We start from the raw sequence: 16239 nt of genomic DNA on the forward strand, positions 1-16239 counted from the left end.
TCAGAAACTGATGTCTACAACCGCGAACTCAATGGGTTTTTTTCGAGGTCGACAGTCCGGCTTTACTCAAGCCTTTGGTGTTGTGATCACCTGGCGTAGAGGCCGAAATAGCCCTGGCCTTGGAGATGCCGCGAGTATCCTTGGAATGGGCGATGCCTGAGGTCGTGGTGCCATGACCGTTGTCATCGTTGCGCTCACTACCGTAGTGGTTCCCGCTCAGGCCATGGTCGCGCACGGATTTGCCAGCATGGTCGCTGTCCAGCCCGTTGCCGCGGCCGTTACTGCCGGAGTGGCCTGTGCCGGCGTGTCCGCCACCCATACCGCCGCCGTGGCCTGCGCCGTTTCCACCGCCATTACCACCGCCGTTGCCGCCACCGCCGCCGTTTCCACCGCCGCCACCACCGCCGTCCTTCGCGTATGCGGAACCCATGATCGACAGGCCATCAGGGAGCAGCGGGGCGGCTGCAAGCATCATGGCGCATGACATTACAGCAACGAGACTCTTGTTTTTAAAAAGCATGATTGCTTCCGTAGGAGGTTGATATCGCGTGACGTATGACGCGATATCCCTCCAACAGTTCAAGCACTACGACAGACGGCTGGAGCACCTTGAGTCAGCGGGAAGACTACCTTCCACACTTTAATCAAACGCACCGTCGAGAATTTCATAGACAAGCCCGGTGGCCAGCGCAACCAGGATCAGGTCCGTGCCGACTTGCTGCCATTCGTATCCGTCATAGTGGGGCAGCCTGCCGACCAGTCGGCCATCCAGTTTTTTCGCAATGCCGGGGGGAAGCGGCTTGCCTCGGGCAAGGTTCTTTTGAATACCCGGTGGCAAATCAGGCCCCGGGCTCCAGTAGCCTGTATTCACGCCTATGATCTCGAGCACGCTGCCACGGTTGATGCTCGGGCCGTTGCTCCAGTCCCCGCCACCGGAGTTTTTGTTCTTGTTGCCATGACCGCCCTGGTTGCCATGGTTGACCTTCCCGTTGCCCTGGCCGTTACCGGGATCGGCCAGCGCCGTCACCGAGCCGTAGACCAGAGTCAAGCAGGTAATCGCTGCAATCAATGATCGAGACTTGTACATGAGTCGTTCCTTCGTGGTGGGGAAGATTCTCTGAAATTTAGACGCTATTGACGAAGTTGGTTCCATCGAGTCACCAACCGCCAAACCGTCTACGCTCATCCGATCGAGGCCTTGCAGGCGTTTGCCGAAGGATGGGGCGTGTCGATCTACAGGCACAACTCTAATACCTTGTATGGAATTCCATTCGGTAAGTGCCCATTCGGCCCGAGATACTCACCGCAACCTGCTTCGATGTGAATCCACGCTTGATACGTCGCAGATACTTCAATGCGTGGCGCTGTTTCCCGATTGTTACCTCAGCGCCGCAGTTGTCACTTCTGCGCCGCCGAACTGGCCAATAGAGTATGGCCGTCGGTGTGGAACAGGGTCGTCGACTTGTCGGCCCGCGCCGGCACCGATCCCCCCATCACGGAAGAGGTGAATCATGAGTTTCGTCAAAGTGGAAAAAAACCAGAGTAGCGCCCCGTCGGAAGCCGACATGAAAAAAGCCATGGTCGAGTCGGGCGGCAAGCCGGGCGAGGTCACCGGGACCAATGCCGCCCGCACCCTGACCTACACCGGCGTGGTCAATCACACGGTGTACGAGAACAAGCTGATCGAGATCGCCAAGGGCAAACGCACCAGCTGGAACTTCGTCTGGGCCGATGCCAAGGCCGCCTGAGGTCAAGACGGGGCGGCCGATCGGCTGCCCCGCTGACTCAGCCCCTGATACAACCCCGATACCCGCTTGTAACACCAAGACACTTAGCCGCCCTGCCCCTCGCTCCTAGAGTGAAGCCATCAATGGACTGCAGCGCCAGGCGCCAGCAGCCCATTGTTTGCCCAACACACCACCAAGGAAGAGGGAAACCATGAGCAAATCAATCGCTGTCAGCCAACAGAGCCAGCAGCTTCACAATGAAGTGCAAGAAGCCGTCAAGTCGATCATGGGTGCAACGCAACTGAAGGCGGCAGATTACGGCCGGGTACTGAGGTCGGCCCTGGCGGCCTCGCAAAAAACCGTCACCATCGAAATCGCCGCCGGCGACCTGACGCTGCTGAAGAAGTCCGGCTACAAGCTGTGCTTTGCCAAGAAGGTGGGTGACGCCGACTACAACGTGGTCTGGCAGTCCTATGACGCCTACCTGAGCAACAACGAGTTCAGCTGGACGCCGCAGTATCAGCTGTTCGCCTCCAACGTGTTCAAGGAAAACGTGCAAGTCAAAGTCTCGACCAATATCGTCAACATTGGCCTGGGGCAAACCTCGACACTTGATGAAAGCGGCCTGCTGAGCTCGGCGGTAACCGGTGGCCCGGACACTTCCCTGACTTTCGTGAACAACTACGCGCCGATTCATCCGGGGGTCAACCAGTTGTCCACAGGCATCGATGGCAATCAGGTCAGTACGCCAATCTACGTGGCCGTAAACCAGGTCGTCACCGGCAATACCGTGCTGACGCCGGTGGAAACCATCCTCGTGTGGTTCGAACAGAACGTACAGACCAGCACCATGTTCAGTACCTCACGCTCCAAGGCGATCGAAATCGATTTGACGTTCGATAACACCGCAGGTCGCCTTTACGAAGGCGGTCAGTGGAAAACCGTGTAACCGTCATGCCGGGGCAACCTTGCGGTTGCCCTTTCACTCCTCTTTGCCCGCCGTGGTGAAGTAGCCCGTCAGCGAGCGACAGATCGACTGCGCGAGGTCCTCCTGGGTGGCGATGCCATAGGGTCGATCACGATCGAACTGCGCCGACCAGCGAATCCGCCCCTGCGCCACATCCACCAGGCGCAATGACGCTCGCACCCGCGAAGGCTCGACCCGCACGCTGCCCTCCAGGCAATAGCTGTAACGCCCGCCACGCTTGAAGTCCGGTACCGGCTCGCTGTTGCGTGCCACCCGCATCAACACATGATTGGTCCCGGTCTGCGTCTGCTCGAACGACTCGAACAGTCGGCAACTCAACTCCTCGCACAAGCCCCGGGTAAAGTCATTGCCATCGCGGGTGAGGCAGGTAAACGGCTGGATCTGGACCACAGGATGGCGAGTGCCGACGCCCTTGGGCCGCAGCCGCTGATAGGTCAAGCGATAGCACCCGGGTGGAATGCACAAGCGCACCGGGTCCTGCTGGCCGTTGCCGGCGTAATGCGCTGCGAGCTTGCGCCGCAAGCGCCCCACCTGCACTCGCACCACCGGATCGTCGCCCGTGCAATACACTGCCGGGTCACGACGAAACACCTCGATGCCGATGGCGTGTTCGGTCAGCGGCGTTTTGCAAGCCTGAAGGTCGTGCTCGACCAGAAAGCGCAACAGACTGCCCATGCGCCTGGACTTGGCAAACAACGGGCTGACCAGCAACAGCGCCAGCACCCGCTCGATTTCTTCCCGATCGAGCGGCTCGGGAACCCCCGCCGCAGTCGAATCGGCCATGCTTTTGATCACCATCGCCTGCCTCCGTGCAGGTTGCCGACAGGAATGGATGTCGCACTCCGTGATAACCCTTGCAGCGTGAGCAGGAATGGAACTCGGGCACTGCAACGACCAAGCGTAGCAGCCGTGTTGATATCGGCAGGCAATTGCGATGGTAGCAACCCGCCATCCGACGAACGTTCAACCTAGACGCCTGAAAAATTTGCAGGACTTGTCGGGACAGACCCTATTAGAAGTTCGCCGGGGTGTTGGCACTGATGATTTCCGCCTCATCCGCCCCGATATTGCGAAACCGGTGCGGCAAGGTTGTCGGGAAGTAATAGCCATCCCCGGCGTTGAGCACGCTCACCTGGCCGTCCACGGTCAACTCCACCGTGCCACGGGTCACCAACCCGCACTCCTCGCCTTCGGAATGCACGATCGGCTCTTCCCCGGAACTGGCGCCCGGTGCGTATTGCTCGCGCAGCAAGCGCATCTGCCGGCTTGGCACGGACGCGCCGATCAGCAGCAGGCGCAGGCCGTGGCGGCCGAGGTCGGGCTGTTCGTTGGCGCGGAAGACGTACTGGTGTTCGCGCGGTGGCTGATCGAAGGTGAAGAAGTCGGCCAGGGACATGGGGATGCCCTCCAGCAATTTCTTCAGGGAGCTGACGGAAGGACTGACCCGATTCTGTTCGATCAGGGAGATGGTTGCATTGGTGACGCCGCTACGCCGGGCCAGCTCGCGCTGGGACATTTTGTAGCTTTCGCGTACTAATTTGAGTCGTGAGCCCGTGTCCATGACAGCCTTATGTGCCAACCCGTAGGAGCGAGCTTGATCCGGGCGGCGATCCGACGATTGCGATTTTAGCCGCAACATTGATGTCGACTGAACCAACGCCTTCGCGAGCAAGCTCGCTCCTACAGGGATAATGGAGGGGTGGAGTGCAGGCGCGGATCACGCCGTTTTCCGGTCCCGGAAACGTGAAAGGCGGCTATTAAATCACGTTTGTTCGTAATGCTCAGCAGGTTCGATAAACGGCAGAAGAAATAGCCGTTTGCCATGAAGTTACACCCCCTTGTGGGAGCGAGCTTGCTCGCGATGGCGGAGTGTCAGGCGACTTCATTTTGTCTGATATGGCCTCATCGTCGGAACGCCGCCCGGAKCAAGCTCGCTCCYACAGGGATTTGCGGTGTTGCTTATGTAAAAAACCGGCGGCACCCTTTGGGGGCGGCCGCCGGCGAGGTAAAGCTTAGATGCCGAAACGGTCGCGCAGCGAGTAGTACACGGCGCCGAGGGCGGTCAACGGTGCCGAGAAGGTGCGCCCGCCGATCATCGGCATGTGCGGCAAGGATGCAAACGCATCGAAACGCTCGGCGTCGCCACGGATCATTTCCGAGATCAGTTTGCCGGCCAGGTGCGAGCAGGTGACGCCGTGGCCGCTGTAGCCCTGCATGTAATAGGCGTTTTTCTCGATACGACCGAATTGCGGCATGCGCGACATGGTCAGCAGGAAGTTGCCGGTCCAGCGGTAGTCGATCCTCACGTCCTTCAATTGCGGGAAGGTCTTGAGGATTTTCGGGCGGATCAGTTGTTCGATGTCGTCCGGCTCGCGCGCACCATAAACCACACCGCCGCCGTACAGCAGGCGGTTGTCAGCGGTCAGGCGGTAGTAGTCGAGCAGGTAGTTGCAGTCTTCGACGCAGTAGTTGTTCTTGATCAGGCTGCGGGCCTGCTTCTCCGACAACGGCTCGGTGACGACGATCTGCGAACCGCACGGCATGCTCTTGCTGGTCACGCGGTTGTCCAGGCCCTGCGGCAGGTAGGCGTTACCGGCCATCAGCAGGTACTTGGCCTTGACCACACCTTTTGCAGTGCGCACGGTGATGGGCTCGCCGTAGGTGATTTCCACCGCCGCCGATTGCTCGTAGATCTTGCCGCCCAGGCCGATGATCGCCGAGGCTTCGCCGAGTGCCAGGTTCAGTGGGTGAATGTGGCCGCCCTGCATGTCCAGCAGGCCACCGACGTAGGCGTCGGAACCGACTTCGCGCTTGATGTCGGCCGCGTCGAGCATTTTCAGGTTCTTGTTGCCGTAGCGTTCCCAGCTCTTCTTCTGCTCGGCCAGGCCCTTGAGTTGCTTCTTGTTCATCGCCGCGAAGATACCGCCGGGACGGTAATCGCACTGGATGTCGTAGTGCTGTATGCGCTGACGAATGATGTCGGCGCCTTCGAAAATCATGCTGCCGAGGATTTCAGCAGTCTTGTCGCCATAACGCTCTTCGATGACATCGACGTCGCGGCTGTAGGAGTTGACCAGTTGCCCGCCGTTGCGACCGCTGGCGCCGAAGCCGACTTTCGCTGCTTCGAGCACAGTCACGCTGTAGCCCGCTTCAGCGAGGAACAGCGCCGAGGACAGGCCGGTGTAGCCGGCGCCGATCACGCAGACGTCGCAGTCCACCGCCCCTTCCAGTACCGGGAAATCGCCGGTGAAGTTACGGGTGGCGGCGTAGTAGCTGTTTACATGCTGTTGGTGAAAAGAGTCTTGTTTCATACATTTCTCCGATGGCCGCCGACAGAGCCGGCGACCGTCGCTTTATTGTTATCAGAGCTTGATCCAGGTCGCCTTGAGTTCGGTGTACTTGTCGAACGCGTGCAGCGATTTGTCCCGACCGTTACCCGACTGCTTGAACCCGCCGAACGGGGCGGTCATGTCGCCGCCGTCGTACTGGTTGACCCAGACGCTGCCGGCACGCAGGCCACGGGCGAAGGTGTGGGCCTTGCTCAGGTTGCTGGTCCACACGCCGGCGGCCAGGCCGAAGATGCTGTCATTGGCAATCGMCAGGGCTTCTTCAGTGGTGTCGAAGGTGATGACCGACAGCACCGGGCCGAAGATTTCTTCCCGGGCGATGGTCATGGCATTGGTCACGCCATCGAAAATCGCCGGTTCCAGGTACAGGCCACCAGTGTCTTCGAGGGTGCGGCTGCCGCCGGCGATCAGTTGACCGCCCTGCTGCTTGCCGACTTCGATGTAGCGCAATACGTTTTCCAGCTGACGCTGATCGACCACTGCGCCGACGGTGGTCGCAGGATCCAGCGCGTGGCCCGGTTTCCAGGCTTGCAGGGCTTCCACCAGCAATGGAATGAACTGCTCGCGAATCGAACGCTCCACCAGCAGACGCGAACCGGCGGTGCAGACTTCGCCCTGGTTGAACGCAATGCCGCTGGCCGCAGCCTGTGCTGCTGCGCGCAAATCCGGCGCGTCGGCGAACACCACGTTCGGGCTCTTGCCCCCGGCTTCGGCCCAAACGCGTTTCATGTTGCTCTGCCCGGCGTAGATCATCAGTTGCTTGGCGATCGCCGTGGAGCCGGTGAAGGCCAGCACATCGACGTCCATGTGCAACGCCAGCGCCTTGCCGACGGTGTGGCCATAGCCCGGCAGGACGTTGAACACGCCTTTCGGGATACCGGCATCCAGTGCCAGCTGGGCGATGCGGATCGCGGTCAGCGGGGATTTTTCCGAAGGCTTGAGGATGAACGAGTTGCCCATCGCCAGGGCCGGGGCGAATTTCCAGCTGGCCATGATCAGCGGGAAGTTCCACGGCACGATGGCCGCGACCACACCGACCGCTTCGCGGGTCACCAGGCCCAGTTGATCGTGGGGCGTGGCGGCGACTTCGTCGTAGACCTTGTCGATGGCTTCGGCAGTCCAGCGGATCGCGTTGGCGGTCGCCGGAATGTCGATGCTCATCGAATCGCTGATCGGCTTGCCCATGTCGAGGGTTTCGAGCAGGGCCAGTTCTTCCTGGTTCGCCAGGATCAGATCAGCGAAGCGGATCAGGATGCGCTTGCGCTCGGCCGGGGCCAGGTTGGCCCACACGCCGGATTCGAAGGTACGGCGTGCGACGGCGACTGCTGCATTGGCGTCGGCTTCGTCGGTGCTGGCGACGTTCGCCAGGAAACGACCGTCCACGGGGCTGATGCATTCGAACGTGGCGTCACTGGCGGCCGCGCAGTATTGGCCGTCAATGAATGCGCGACCTTCGATAGAGAGGGACTGGAAGCGTTGCTCCCAGTCGCTGCGAGTGTTTGTCATGGTTGTGACTCGACGCAGGGGAATAGGTGATCGTCGGACCGAGGTCCGTCAATTCAAGACTTGAAATGCGATCCCCTGTAGGAGCGAGCCTGCTCGCGAWGGCGGAGTGTCAGACGACATAAGTGCTGACTGATCCGCCGCCTTCGCGAGCAGGCTCGCTCCTACAGTTGATCGGTGTGGTTCGTCTTAAACGGTATGCAGGTACCAGTTGTACTCAAGGTCCGAGATGGAGTTCTCGAACTCGGCCAGCTCGCTTTCCTTGCACGCCACGAACACGTCGATGTACAGCGGGTCGATGTACTTGGCCATGACTTCGCTGTCGTCCAGCTCGCGTAGTGCATCGCGCAGGTTGTTCGGCAGGCTCTGCTCGTTTTGCTCGTAGCTGTTGCCTTCCACCGGTGCGCCCGGTTCGATCTGGTTGGTCAGGCCGTGGTGCACGCCCGCCAATACCGAAGCCATCAGCAGATACGGGTTGGCATCGGCACCCGCTACACGATGCTCGATGCGCACCGCGTCTGACGAACCGGTCGGCACACGAACAGCCACGGTGCGGTTGTCGATGCCCCAGCTCGGCGAGTTCGGCACGTAGAACTGTGCGCCGAAACGACGGTACGAGTTGACGTTCGGGCAAAGGAAGGCCATCTGCGCCGGCAGGGTCTCGAGCACACCGCCGATCGCGTGACGCAGCGCGGCGTTCTGCTCGGGATCCTCGCTGGCAAAGATGTTGTTGCCTTCTTTATCGAGAATCGAAATGTGCACGTGCAGACCATTACCCGCCTGGCCCGGATACGGCTTGGCCATGAAGGTGGTGTCCATCTCGTGGTCGTAGGCGATGTTCTTCACCAGACGCTTGAGCAGGACCGCGTAGTCGCACGCCTTGATCGGGTCAGCCACGTGATGCAGGTTGACTTCGAACTGCGCCGGGGCACTTTCCTTGACGATGGCGTCAGCCGGGATGCCCTGCTCTTTCGCGCCTTCGAGGATGTCTTGCAGGCAGTCGACGTATTCGTCGAGGTCGTCGATCAGGTACACCTGGGTCGACATCGGACGCTTGCCGGACACCGGCGAACGTGGCGATTGCGGACGACCGTTCACGTTGTCCTGGTCGATCAGGTAGAACTCCAGTTCGAACGCCGCGCAGATGGTCAGGCCCATGTCGTCGAACTTGCGCACGATATTGGCCAGCACTTCCCGCGGGTCGGCGAAGAATGGCTCGCCTTCGAGTTCGTGCATGGTCATCAGCAGTTGCGCAGTCGGGCGCTTCTGCCAGGGTTCGATGCTCAGGGTGCCCGGGATTGGGTAGCAGATCCGGTCGGAGTCGCCGATGTCCAGACCCAGGCCGGTGCTTTCCACCGTGGAGCCATTGATGTCCAGAGCAAACAGAGACGCCGGCAGGTTGATGCCTTTCTCGTAAACCTTATGAAGACTGGTGCGCTCGATGCGCTTGCCGCGCACCACACCGTTCATATCCGCAATCAGAAGGTCGACGTACAAAACCTCAGGATGTTTCTTAAGGAATGCGTTTGCTTCGTTGAGTTGAACGGCACGCAGAGGGACCGACATGATGCACCTATTTTTTACTGTTAATTATTATGTTCACCGCCCTTTCACGAGCCCAGTCAATCCGAAAGGCAAAGTGAAGTCAATAGCGAACACCTGGCCTTTCAGCGTTTATTTTCGGGCCTCTCAGAAGGACGAGAGTGCCATATACGCCCTCAAACACGCGTAAAGCCTGAAGATCGGACGCACGGCGTTTAGAATTTTTTACATGAGAGTTGTTAATTAAAATCAACAAGGCTAAGCTCCGGAAAAGCTCGTTCAAGTGTGAAACTTCGAGGTGATAAAAATGGCACTCAAGCCATTGATCGGCGTTACTGCGTGCGTCAAACAGATTGGCCTGCACCCCTACCACATCAGCGGTGACAAGTACTTGCGTGCTGTCAGCGTTGCGGCGCTGGGGCTGCCTGTCGTTATTCCTTCATTGGCTGAACTGACCGAAATCGATGACCTGCTGCCGCAGCTCGACGGTCTGTTGCTGACCGGCTCGCCGTCGAACGTGGAACCCTTCCACTATCAAGGCCCCGACAGCGCCCCCGGCACGGATCATGATCCGGCACGGGATGCCACCACCCTTCCCCTGATCCGCGCAGCCATTGCCGCCGGCGTTCCGGTCCTCGGCATCTGCCGTGGCTTCCAGGAAATGAACGTGGCGTTCGGTGGCAGCCTGCATCAGAAAGTCCATGAACTCCCCGGTTTCCTTGATCACCGTGAGGCCAACCATCCGGACCTGGCCGTGCAATACGCTCCCGCTCACGCGGTGAATGTGCAGCCCGGTGGCGTGTTCGAAGCGCTGGACCTGCCAGCGGCATTCCAGGTCAATTCGATTCACAGCCAGGGCATCGACCGCCTCGCGCCCGGCCTGCGCGCCGAAGCCGTCGCGCCCGATGGCCTGATCGAAGCGATCTCGGTCGAGCACAGCAAGGCCTTCGCCCTCGGCGTGCAATGGCACCCGGAATGGCAAGTGCTGGATAACCCTCCTTACTTGAGTATTTTCCAGGCATTCGGCGAAGCCTGCCGGCAACGGGCGGCACTGCGTCACTCGAGCTGACGACCTGACACCCACATTCAACGATTGACTGCCCACCGCGAGCGGGCAGGCGCTTGTGCGTGCCCCGCCCGCGAAAACAACACACTGCAATAACAACAAGTACTACCAGGCAGCCAGGACGGCGGCGCCGAATAAACCCGGGGTGGGAAACGCAATTCCCTGTAGGAGCGAGCCTGCTCGCGATGGATGTCCGGACACCGCGGGCATTCAGACTGCCAGCGTCATCGTTGGCGACCATCGCGAGCAGGCTCGCTCCTACAAGGGATCAGCGCGGACCGGCTTCACGGGTTTGCAATCCACTATTAAGCCGGGCCGTGTTGGCCGGGCGACTGAAACCTGTTGGGAGTTTCACATGGCAAACGCCTCCAGCATCTACAGGAAGGCTCTTGAAGGTCACYAGGCACCGAAAAAGGTATTGGTGAAAATCGATCGCGTCACCAAGAAGTTCGACGAAACCACCGCCGTGGACGATGTGTCCCTGGAAATCCACCAGGGTGAAATCTTCGCCCTGCTCGGTGGCTCCGGTTCCGGCAAATCGACCCTGCTGCGCATGCTCGCCGGCTTCGAGCGCCCGACCGAAGGCCGGATTCTGCTCGACGGTGTCGACATCACCGACATGCCGCCGTACGAACGACCGATCAACATGATGTTCCAGTCCTACGCGCTGTTCCCGCACATGACGGTGGCGCAGAACATCGCCTTCGGCCTCAAGCAGGACCGTTTGCCAGCGGCCGAAATCGAAGCCCGTGTGCAGGAGATGCTGCGCCTGGTGCACATGACCCAGTACGCCAAGCGCAAACCGCACCAACTGTCCGGCGGCCAGCGTCAGCGCGTGGCCCTGGCCCGTTCCCTGGCCAAGCGTCCGAAGCTGCTGCTGCTCGACGAACCGATGGGCGCACTGGATAAAAAGCTGCGTTCGCAGATGCAGCTTGAGCTGGTGGAGATCATCGAGCGCGTCGGCGTGACCTGCGTGATGGTGACCCACGACCAGGAAGAGGCCATGACCATGGCCGAACGCATCGCGATCATGCACCTGGGCTGGATCGCCCAGATCGGCAGCCCGGTCGACATCTATGAAGCACCGGTCAGCCGCATGGTCTGCGAGTTCATCGGCAACGTGAACGCCTTCGACGGCACCGTTGTAGAAGACCTGGAAGGTCACGCGATCATCCACAGCAAGGATTTGGAGCAGAAGATCTACGTCGGTCACGGCGTCAGCACTTCGGTGCAGGACAAGTCGGTTACCTACGCGATCCGTCCGGAAAAATTGCTGGTCAGCACCGTCAAGCCCGAGCACCGCTACAACTGGTCCAGCGGCAAGGTGCATGACATCGCCTACCTCGGCGGCCACTCGGTGTTCTACGTCGAGCTGCCCGGCGGCAAGATCGTCCAGTCGTTCATGGCCAACGCCGAACGCCGTGGTGCGCGCCCGACCTGGGACGATCAGGTCTACGTGTGGTGGGAAGACGACAGCGGCGTGGTACTGCGCGCATGAAAACCTTCAATCAGCAATTTCTGAGACTGGTCCCCAGCGGGCGCAAGCTCGTCATCGGGATTCCATTCATCTGGCTGTTCCTGTTCTTCATGCTGCCGTTCTTCCTGGTGATGAAGATCAGCTTCTCGGAAGCAGCCCTGGCCATTCCGCCGTACTCGGAGATCTACACCTTCGCCGAGCAAAAATTTCAGCTGCTGTTGAACCTCGGTAACTACAGCCTGCTGACCCAGGACGAACTGTACATCTCGGCGTACCTCGGCTCGTTGAAAGTAGCGTTGCTCAGCACGATGATGTGCCTGGTGATCGGTTTCCCGATGGCCTACGCGATTACCAAGGCCAACAAGGAAGCGCAAAACGTCCTGCTGCTGTTGATCATGATGCCTACCTGGACCGCGATCCTGATCCGCGTTTACGCGTGGATGGGCATCCTCAGCAACAACGGTTTGCTCAACGCATTCTTGATGTGGACCGGGCTGACCTCGGCGCCGATCGAGATCCTCAACACCAACACCGCCGTCTACATCGGGGTCGTTTACGCCTACCTGCCGTTCATGGTGTTGCCGCTGTACGCCAACCTGGTCAAGCACGATGGCAGCCTGCTGGAAGCCGCGTCGGACCTGGGTTCGAGCAACTTCAACAGCTTCTGGAAAATCACCGTGCCGTTGGCCAGGAACGGCATCATCGCCGGCTGCATGCTGGTGTTCATTCCGGTGGTCGGTGAGTTCGTGATTCCGGAACTGCTGGGCGGCCCGGAAACCCTGATGATCGGCCGTGTGTTGTGGCAAGAGTTCTTCAACAACCGCGACTGGCCGGTGGCGTCTGCCCTGGCGGTGGTGATGCTGTTGATCCTGATTGTGCCGATTCTGCTGTTCAACCGCAGCCAGGCCAAAGAGATGGAGGCACGGGGATGAAACGCTTCGGATTTTCAAAGTTCATGCTGATTTTCGGCCTGTCGTTTATCTACCTGCCGATGCTGATTCTGGTGATTTACTCGTTCAACGCATCCAAGTTGGTGACGGTGTGGGGTGGCTGGTCGATCAAGTGGTACGCCGGTTTGCTCGACAACAGCCAGCTGATGGGCTCGGTGGGGCGCTCGCTGGAAATCGCCTGCTACACCGCCGTCGCAGCAGTCGCACTAGGGACGTTAGCCGCGTTCGTCCTGACTCGCGTTACCCGCTTCAAGGGCCGCACGCTGTTCGGCGGCCTGGTCACCGCGCCGCTGGTGATGCCTGAGGTGATCACTGGTCTGTCGCTGTTGCTGCTGTTCGTGGCCATGGCGCAATTGATCGGCTGGCCGCAGGAACGCGGCATCGTCACCATCTGGATCGCCCACACCACCTTTTGTGCGGCCTACGTGGCGGTGGTAGTCTCCGCCCGCCTTCGCGAACTGGACCTGTCCATCGAAGAAGCGGCCATGGACCTGGGTGCGAAGCCATTCAAGGTGTTTTTCCTGATCACCATTCCGATGATCGCGCCGTCTCTGGCGGCCGGCGGCATGATGTCCTTCGCCCTGTCGCTGGATGACCTGGTGCTGGCGAGCTTCGTGTCGGGTCCGGGTTCCACGACCCTGCCGATGGAAGTGTTCTCGGCGGTGCGTCTGGGCGTGAAACCCGAGATCAACGCCGTGGCCAGCCTGATCCTGTTGGCGGTGTCCATCGTGACCTTCATGGTCTGGTTCTTCAGCCGCCGTGCCGAAGAAAGCCGCAAGCGCGCGATCCAGGAAGCCATGGACCAGACCACCAGCGAATCCTGGCAACAACCTAAAAAGCAAATGGCAGAAGCGACTGCCTAGTGCCGCCCCTGTAGGAGCGAGCTCGCGATGGACGTTAACGATAACGCGTGTTGTCTGGATGAACGCGTCGCCCTCAGGTCCATCGTCGGATCGCCGCCCGGAGCAAGCTCGCTCCTACAAAGGAGCACTCTTGCCACAAATGTTTGCCGTGTGATTTGGAATAAATAAGAAATGGAGTTGTACCGATGAAAATGTTTGGCAGGACTCTGCTGACACTGTCCTTATTGGGCGCAATCGCCACTGGCGCCCAGGCCAATGACAAGGTTCTGCGCGTCTATAACTGGTCGGATTACATTGGCCCGGATACCGTCAAGAAGTTCGAGGACGAGACCGGCATCCAGGTGACCTACGATGTCTTCGACAGCAACGAAACCCTTGAGGCACGCCTGCTGGCAGGTAAATCCGGCTACGACATCGTGGTGCCGTCCAACAGCTTCCTGGCCAAGCAGATCAAGGCCGGTGTCTATCAGGAACTGGACAAATCGAAGCTGTCGAACTGGAAAAACCTCAATCCGGTGCTGCTGAAAAACGCCTCCGCGAGCGATCCCGAAAACGCCCACGCCATCCCGTACATGTGGGGCTCGATCGGCATCGGTTTCAACCCGCAGAAGGTCAAGGAAGTGCTCGGCGCCAATGCCCCGACCAATTCCTGGGACTTGCTGTTCAAACCGGAAAACGCCGAGAAGCTCAAGGCCTGCGGCATCAGTTTCCTCGATTCGCCCACTGAAATGCTCCCGACCGCCCTGCACTATCTGGGCTACCCGGTGAACGATCAGGACAAACAGCACATCGCCCAAGCCCAGGCGCTGTTCATGAAGATTCGCCCGAACGTGGCGTACTTCCATTCGTCGAAATACATCTCGGACCTGGCCAACGGCAACATCTGCGTGGCCGTGGGTTACTCAGGCGACGTGCTGCAGGCCAAGGCCCGCGCCCAGGAAGCCGGGGACAAGGTGAAGATCGACTACAGCATCCCGAAAGAAGGCGCCGCCAGTTTCTACGACATGCTCGCCATCCCCCGCGATGCCGCCAACGTCGAGAACGCTTACCTGTTCATGAACTTCCTGATGCGCCCCGACGTGATTGCCGACATCACCAACAATATCGGCTACAGCAACGCCAACGCGGCGGCCACGCCGTTGGTGGATGAAGCCATCCGTAACGATCCGGGCTCCTACCCGCCGGAAGCGGTAATGGCCACGCTCTATGCCGTGCCGGACCAGCCGATTGCCATCCAGCGGATCATGACCCGTGGCTGGACCAAGGTGAAACTCGGCCAGTAATTCACTCAATTGATCTACTGAGTCTGACATTGCCATCGCGAGCAAGCTCGCTCCCACAGGTACCGCATGTACCTTGAAGTTCGCGCTATCCCTGTGGGAGCGAGCTTGCTCGCGATGAGGCCAGAACCTCCAGCACACATTTCAGCTTTACCCATTTCCGTTCACGCAGCGTCTTACCACCGCTGCCTCTCCTGCAAGTAGAACGGTCTCACCTGGCTCTCTCGGTTCAGGTGAAGTTTGGCGCCCATGGGCGCCTTTTTTATTGGGGATCAATCAACGGCCATTCGGCCAGCGCCCGATAGCGTCCCTTGTGGGATTCGAACAGAGTGAATCGATCAGCCCGCAGGAAGAACTCAGGCGGTGTCGCGGACTCCGGCACCGACGCCCGATACTGCCGTGCCAGGGTCAGGTGCGGACGGTATTCCCTTGGTGCTTCCTCCAGACCGAACGGCAACATCGCCTGCTCCAGGGCATACACCAGGCGCAGCAATGCCGGGGGCGCCTGCTGCGGCGCTAGCACCAACGCCCCTGCCCTGCGCCACACGTCCAGCCGATCCAGCACCACCGTCAAGCGCTCGCCCGGTGTACGGATGGACGCCGCAGCGTTGCAGAGCTCGGCGATCTGCGCCACACCCACCGCCCCCAAAAACTTCAGCGTCAGGTGAAAGTTTTCCGCCGGCACCGGCCGTCCGTTGCGCAGTTGCAGCGCACTGCGCCACTGGGCAATATCCCGGCGCAGGGCGGGGGCGCAGTTCAGCGCAAAGAACAGGCGCTTGAACGGCTCGCGGGTTTCGTCGTTCATGCCGGACACCTCCTGGGAAGACTGCCAGAGTGTACTCAACACTCGCGTACCGGCCAGCGCATTTCTGGCGCCACGGGGCATGCGAGTTATAGTTTCAGCATCCCGAAATACCGGAGGGGACCATGCGACAGATCATCAGCAAGGAACCATGGTGGGCCAGACCGCCCGAGCCAGGCCAGGATGAACTCAAGCTGGAATGGGGCTGGCTGGTGCATTACAGCGAAGGCGAGCCGCGCTTCGAGTTCATCCGCGAGCGGCCGACGGACGACGAGATCCGCCAGCGCAAGAGTTGCAGGATCACCCCGACGCCGGAGTGATCCCGCGTGCAGCGTCAGGCCTGGAGGAGCACTTCGAACCCGCCGTAGACCATGCGCTGGCCATCGAAGGGCATTGGATTGACGTCCGGTTTCATGCGCGGGTCCTGCATCATCCTGCCCATTCCGGCATTGCGGGTGGCCTTGTCAGGCCAGATGATCCAGCCAAAGGCAACGGTTTCGCCTTCCTTGAGCTTCACCGACATTGGAAACGAGGTGACCTTGCCTTCCGGGACATCCTCGCCCCAGCATTCGACCACGCTCAAGGCACCGTTTTCCTTGAAGACCAAGGCGGCGACTTTGGCGTGCATGATGTATTGCTCACGGTTGGCGGTGGGTACGGCAGCGATGAATCCATCGACGTAAGACATGCGTTT

At 60.0% G+C, this 16239-nt stretch carries 17 protein-coding genes; 8 read left to right on the forward strand and 9 right to left on the reverse strand.

Features of this window, described 5'->3' with window-relative positions; all coding sequences use genetic code 11:
* Positions 1–28: 28 nt before the first annotated feature.
* Together AC1DRN_RS17475 and AC1DRN_RS17480 are read right to left on the reverse strand one after the other, a co-directional pair.
* Entirely contained in the window at positions 29–520 is a 492-nt protein-coding gene (locus AC1DRN_RS17475) for a hypothetical protein (RefSeq protein ID WP_223457637.1), read from the reverse strand.
* A gap of 120 nt (positions 521–640) precedes the next feature.
* On the reverse strand, positions 641–1087 hold the full coding sequence (locus AC1DRN_RS17480; RefSeq protein ID WP_223457636.1) for an anti-virulence regulator CigR family protein: 447 nt from the start codon (positions 1085–1087) through the stop codon (positions 641–643).
* Positions 1088–1511: 424 nt separating this feature from the next.
* On the opposite strand from AC1DRN_RS17480, the gene AC1DRN_RS17485 reads away from it, so the two are divergent.
* Both AC1DRN_RS17485 and AC1DRN_RS17490 read left to right on the forward strand, forming a co-directional pair.
* Positions 1512–1748: a hypothetical protein gene (locus AC1DRN_RS17485; protein ID WP_007982133.1), complete on the forward strand. Its 237-nt coding sequence runs from the start codon at positions 1512–1514 to the stop codon at positions 1746–1748.
* Positions 1749–1938: 190 nt separating this feature from the next.
* Positions 1939–2676 (forward strand): hypothetical protein, encoded by a 738-nt coding sequence (locus AC1DRN_RS17490; protein ID WP_223457635.1) that lies wholly within the window; start codon positions 1939–1941, stop codon positions 2674–2676.
* A 33-nt stretch (positions 2677–2709) separates the two neighbouring features.
* Here the strand turns inward: AC1DRN_RS17490 and AC1DRN_RS17495 are convergent, their stop codons facing one another.
* From AC1DRN_RS17495 to AC1DRN_RS17515, 5 genes are all read right to left on the reverse strand, one after another.
* The gene (locus tag AC1DRN_RS17495; protein ID WP_223457634.1) at positions 2710–3513 is read right to left on the reverse strand and encodes a hypothetical protein; all 804 of its coding nucleotides are present in this window, start codon (positions 3511–3513) and stop codon (positions 2710–2712) included.
* Between the two features lie 214 nt (positions 3514–3727).
* The gene (locus AC1DRN_RS17500) at positions 3728–4276 is read right to left on the reverse strand and encodes a cupin domain-containing protein (protein WP_046042404.1); all 549 of its coding nucleotides are present in this window, start codon (positions 4274–4276) and stop codon (positions 3728–3730) included.
* Positions 4277–4727: 451 nt separating this feature from the next.
* Positions 4728–6026: an NAD(P)/FAD-dependent oxidoreductase gene (locus AC1DRN_RS17505; protein WP_223457633.1), complete on the reverse strand. Its 1299-nt coding sequence runs from the start codon at positions 6024–6026 to the stop codon at positions 4728–4730.
* 51 nt (positions 6027–6077) lie between these two features.
* Entirely contained in the window at positions 6078–7568 is a 1491-nt protein-coding gene (locus tag AC1DRN_RS17510) for an aldehyde dehydrogenase (protein ID WP_477786761.1), read from the reverse strand.
* A 186-nt stretch (positions 7569–7754) separates the two neighbouring features.
* A complete protein-coding gene (locus AC1DRN_RS17515) occupies positions 7755–9131 on the reverse strand; it encodes a glutamine synthetase family protein (RefSeq protein WP_223457631.1) in 1377 nt (458 codons plus the stop codon).
* Between the two features lie 283 nt (positions 9132–9414).
* Here AC1DRN_RS17515 and AC1DRN_RS17520 point away from each other — a divergent pair, with 283 nt between their 5' ends.
* The 5 genes from AC1DRN_RS17520 to AC1DRN_RS17540 all read left to right on the forward strand — a co-directional run bounded on the left by AC1DRN_RS17520 (position 9415) and on the right by AC1DRN_RS17540 (position 14746).
* A complete protein-coding gene (locus AC1DRN_RS17520; protein WP_223457629.1) occupies positions 9415–10176 on the forward strand; it encodes a gamma-glutamyl-gamma-aminobutyrate hydrolase family protein in 762 nt (253 codons plus the stop codon).
* A 352-nt stretch (positions 10177–10528) separates the two neighbouring features.
* Entirely contained in the window at positions 10529–11671 is a 1143-nt protein-coding gene (locus AC1DRN_RS17525; protein WP_477786762.1) for an ABC transporter ATP-binding protein, read from the forward strand.
* Positions 11668–12582, forward strand: a complete 915-nt coding sequence (locus AC1DRN_RS17530) for an ABC transporter permease subunit (protein WP_223457627.1) — start codon at positions 11668–11670, stop codon at positions 12580–12582. The genes AC1DRN_RS17525 and AC1DRN_RS17530 overlap by 4 nt, the downstream gene beginning before the upstream one ends.
* Positions 12579–13463: an ABC transporter permease subunit gene (locus tag AC1DRN_RS17535; RefSeq protein ID WP_223457626.1), complete on the forward strand. Its 885-nt coding sequence runs from the start codon at positions 12579–12581 to the stop codon at positions 13461–13463. Before AC1DRN_RS17530 ends, AC1DRN_RS17535 begins: the two co-directional genes overlap by 4 nt.
* 185 nt (positions 13464–13648) lie before the next feature.
* The gene (locus AC1DRN_RS17540; RefSeq protein ID WP_223457625.1) at positions 13649–14746 is read left to right on the forward strand and encodes a polyamine ABC transporter substrate-binding protein; all 1098 of its coding nucleotides are present in this window, start codon (positions 13649–13651) and stop codon (positions 14744–14746) included.
* A 259-nt stretch (positions 14747–15005) separates the two neighbouring features.
* On the opposite strand, the gene thpR is transcribed toward AC1DRN_RS17540, so the two are convergent.
* Positions 15006–15548 (reverse strand): RNA 2',3'-cyclic phosphodiesterase, encoded by a 543-nt coding sequence (thpR, locus tag AC1DRN_RS17545; protein ID WP_223457623.1) that lies wholly within the window; start codon positions 15546–15548, stop codon positions 15006–15008.
* Positions 15549–15670: 122 nt separating this feature from the next.
* Here thpR and AC1DRN_RS17550 point away from each other — a divergent pair, with 122 nt between their 5' ends.
* Positions 15671–15865, forward strand: a complete 195-nt coding sequence (locus AC1DRN_RS17550; protein ID WP_056727280.1) for a hypothetical protein — start codon at positions 15671–15673, stop codon at positions 15863–15865.
* Between the two features lie 14 nt (positions 15866–15879).
* On the opposite strand, the gene AC1DRN_RS17555 is transcribed toward AC1DRN_RS17550, so the two are convergent.
* The gene (locus AC1DRN_RS17555; RefSeq protein ID WP_108216019.1) at positions 15880–16233 is read right to left on the reverse strand and encodes a DUF1428 domain-containing protein; all 354 of its coding nucleotides are present in this window, start codon (positions 16231–16233) and stop codon (positions 15880–15882) included.
* Positions 16234–16239 lie beyond the last annotated feature (6 nt).

The organism is Pseudomonas sp. P5_B3, assembly GCF_056400405.1.

Bases quoted from the DNA above. Each gene is read 5' to 3' on its own strand.
- AC1DRN_RS17475 (WP_223457637.1), bottom strand. From the start codon at position 520: ATGCTTTTTAAAAACAAGAGTCTCGTTGCTGTAATGTCATGCGCCATG.
- AC1DRN_RS17480 (WP_223457636.1), bottom strand. From the start codon at position 1,087: ATGTACAAGTCTCGATCATTGATTGCAGCGATTACCTGCTTGACTCTG.
- AC1DRN_RS17485 (WP_007982133.1), top strand. From the start codon at position 1,512: ATGAGTTTCGTCAAAGTGGAAAAAAACCAGAGTAGCGCCCCGTCGGAA.
- AC1DRN_RS17490 (WP_223457635.1), top strand. From the start codon at position 1,939: ATGAGCAAATCAATCGCTGTCAGCCAACAGAGCCAGCAGCTTCACAAT.
- AC1DRN_RS17495 (WP_223457634.1), bottom strand. From the start codon at position 3,513: ATGGTGATCAAAAGCATGGCCGATTCGACTGCGGCGGGGGTTCCCGAG.
- AC1DRN_RS17500 (WP_046042404.1), bottom strand. From the start codon at position 4,276: ATGGACACGGGCTCACGACTCAAATTAGTACGCGAAAGCTACAAAATG.
- AC1DRN_RS17505 (WP_223457633.1), bottom strand. From the start codon at position 6,026: ATGAAACAAGACTCTTTTCACCAACAGCATGTAAACAGCTACTACGCC.
- AC1DRN_RS17515 (WP_223457631.1), bottom strand. From the start codon at position 9,131: ATGTCGGTCCCTCTGCGTGCCGTTCAACTCAACGAAGCAAACGCATTC.
- AC1DRN_RS17520 (WP_223457629.1), top strand. From the start codon at position 9,415: ATGGCACTCAAGCCATTGATCGGCGTTACTGCGTGCGTCAAACAGATT.
- AC1DRN_RS17530 (WP_223457627.1), top strand. From the start codon at position 11,668: ATGAAAACCTTCAATCAGCAATTTCTGAGACTGGTCCCCAGCGGGCGC.
- AC1DRN_RS17535 (WP_223457626.1), top strand. From the start codon at position 12,579: ATGAAACGCTTCGGATTTTCAAAGTTCATGCTGATTTTCGGCCTGTCG.
- AC1DRN_RS17540 (WP_223457625.1), top strand. From the start codon at position 13,649: ATGAAAATGTTTGGCAGGACTCTGCTGACACTGTCCTTATTGGGCGCA.
- thpR (WP_223457623.1), bottom strand. From the start codon at position 15,548: ATGAACGACGAAACCCGCGAGCCGTTCAAGCGCCTGTTCTTTGCGCTG.
- AC1DRN_RS17550 (WP_056727280.1), top strand. From the start codon at position 15,671: ATGCGACAGATCATCAGCAAGGAACCATGGTGGGCCAGACCGCCCGAG.
- AC1DRN_RS17555 (WP_108216019.1), bottom strand. From the start codon at position 16,233: ATGTCTTACGTCGATGGATTCATCGCTGCCGTACCCACCGCCAACCGT.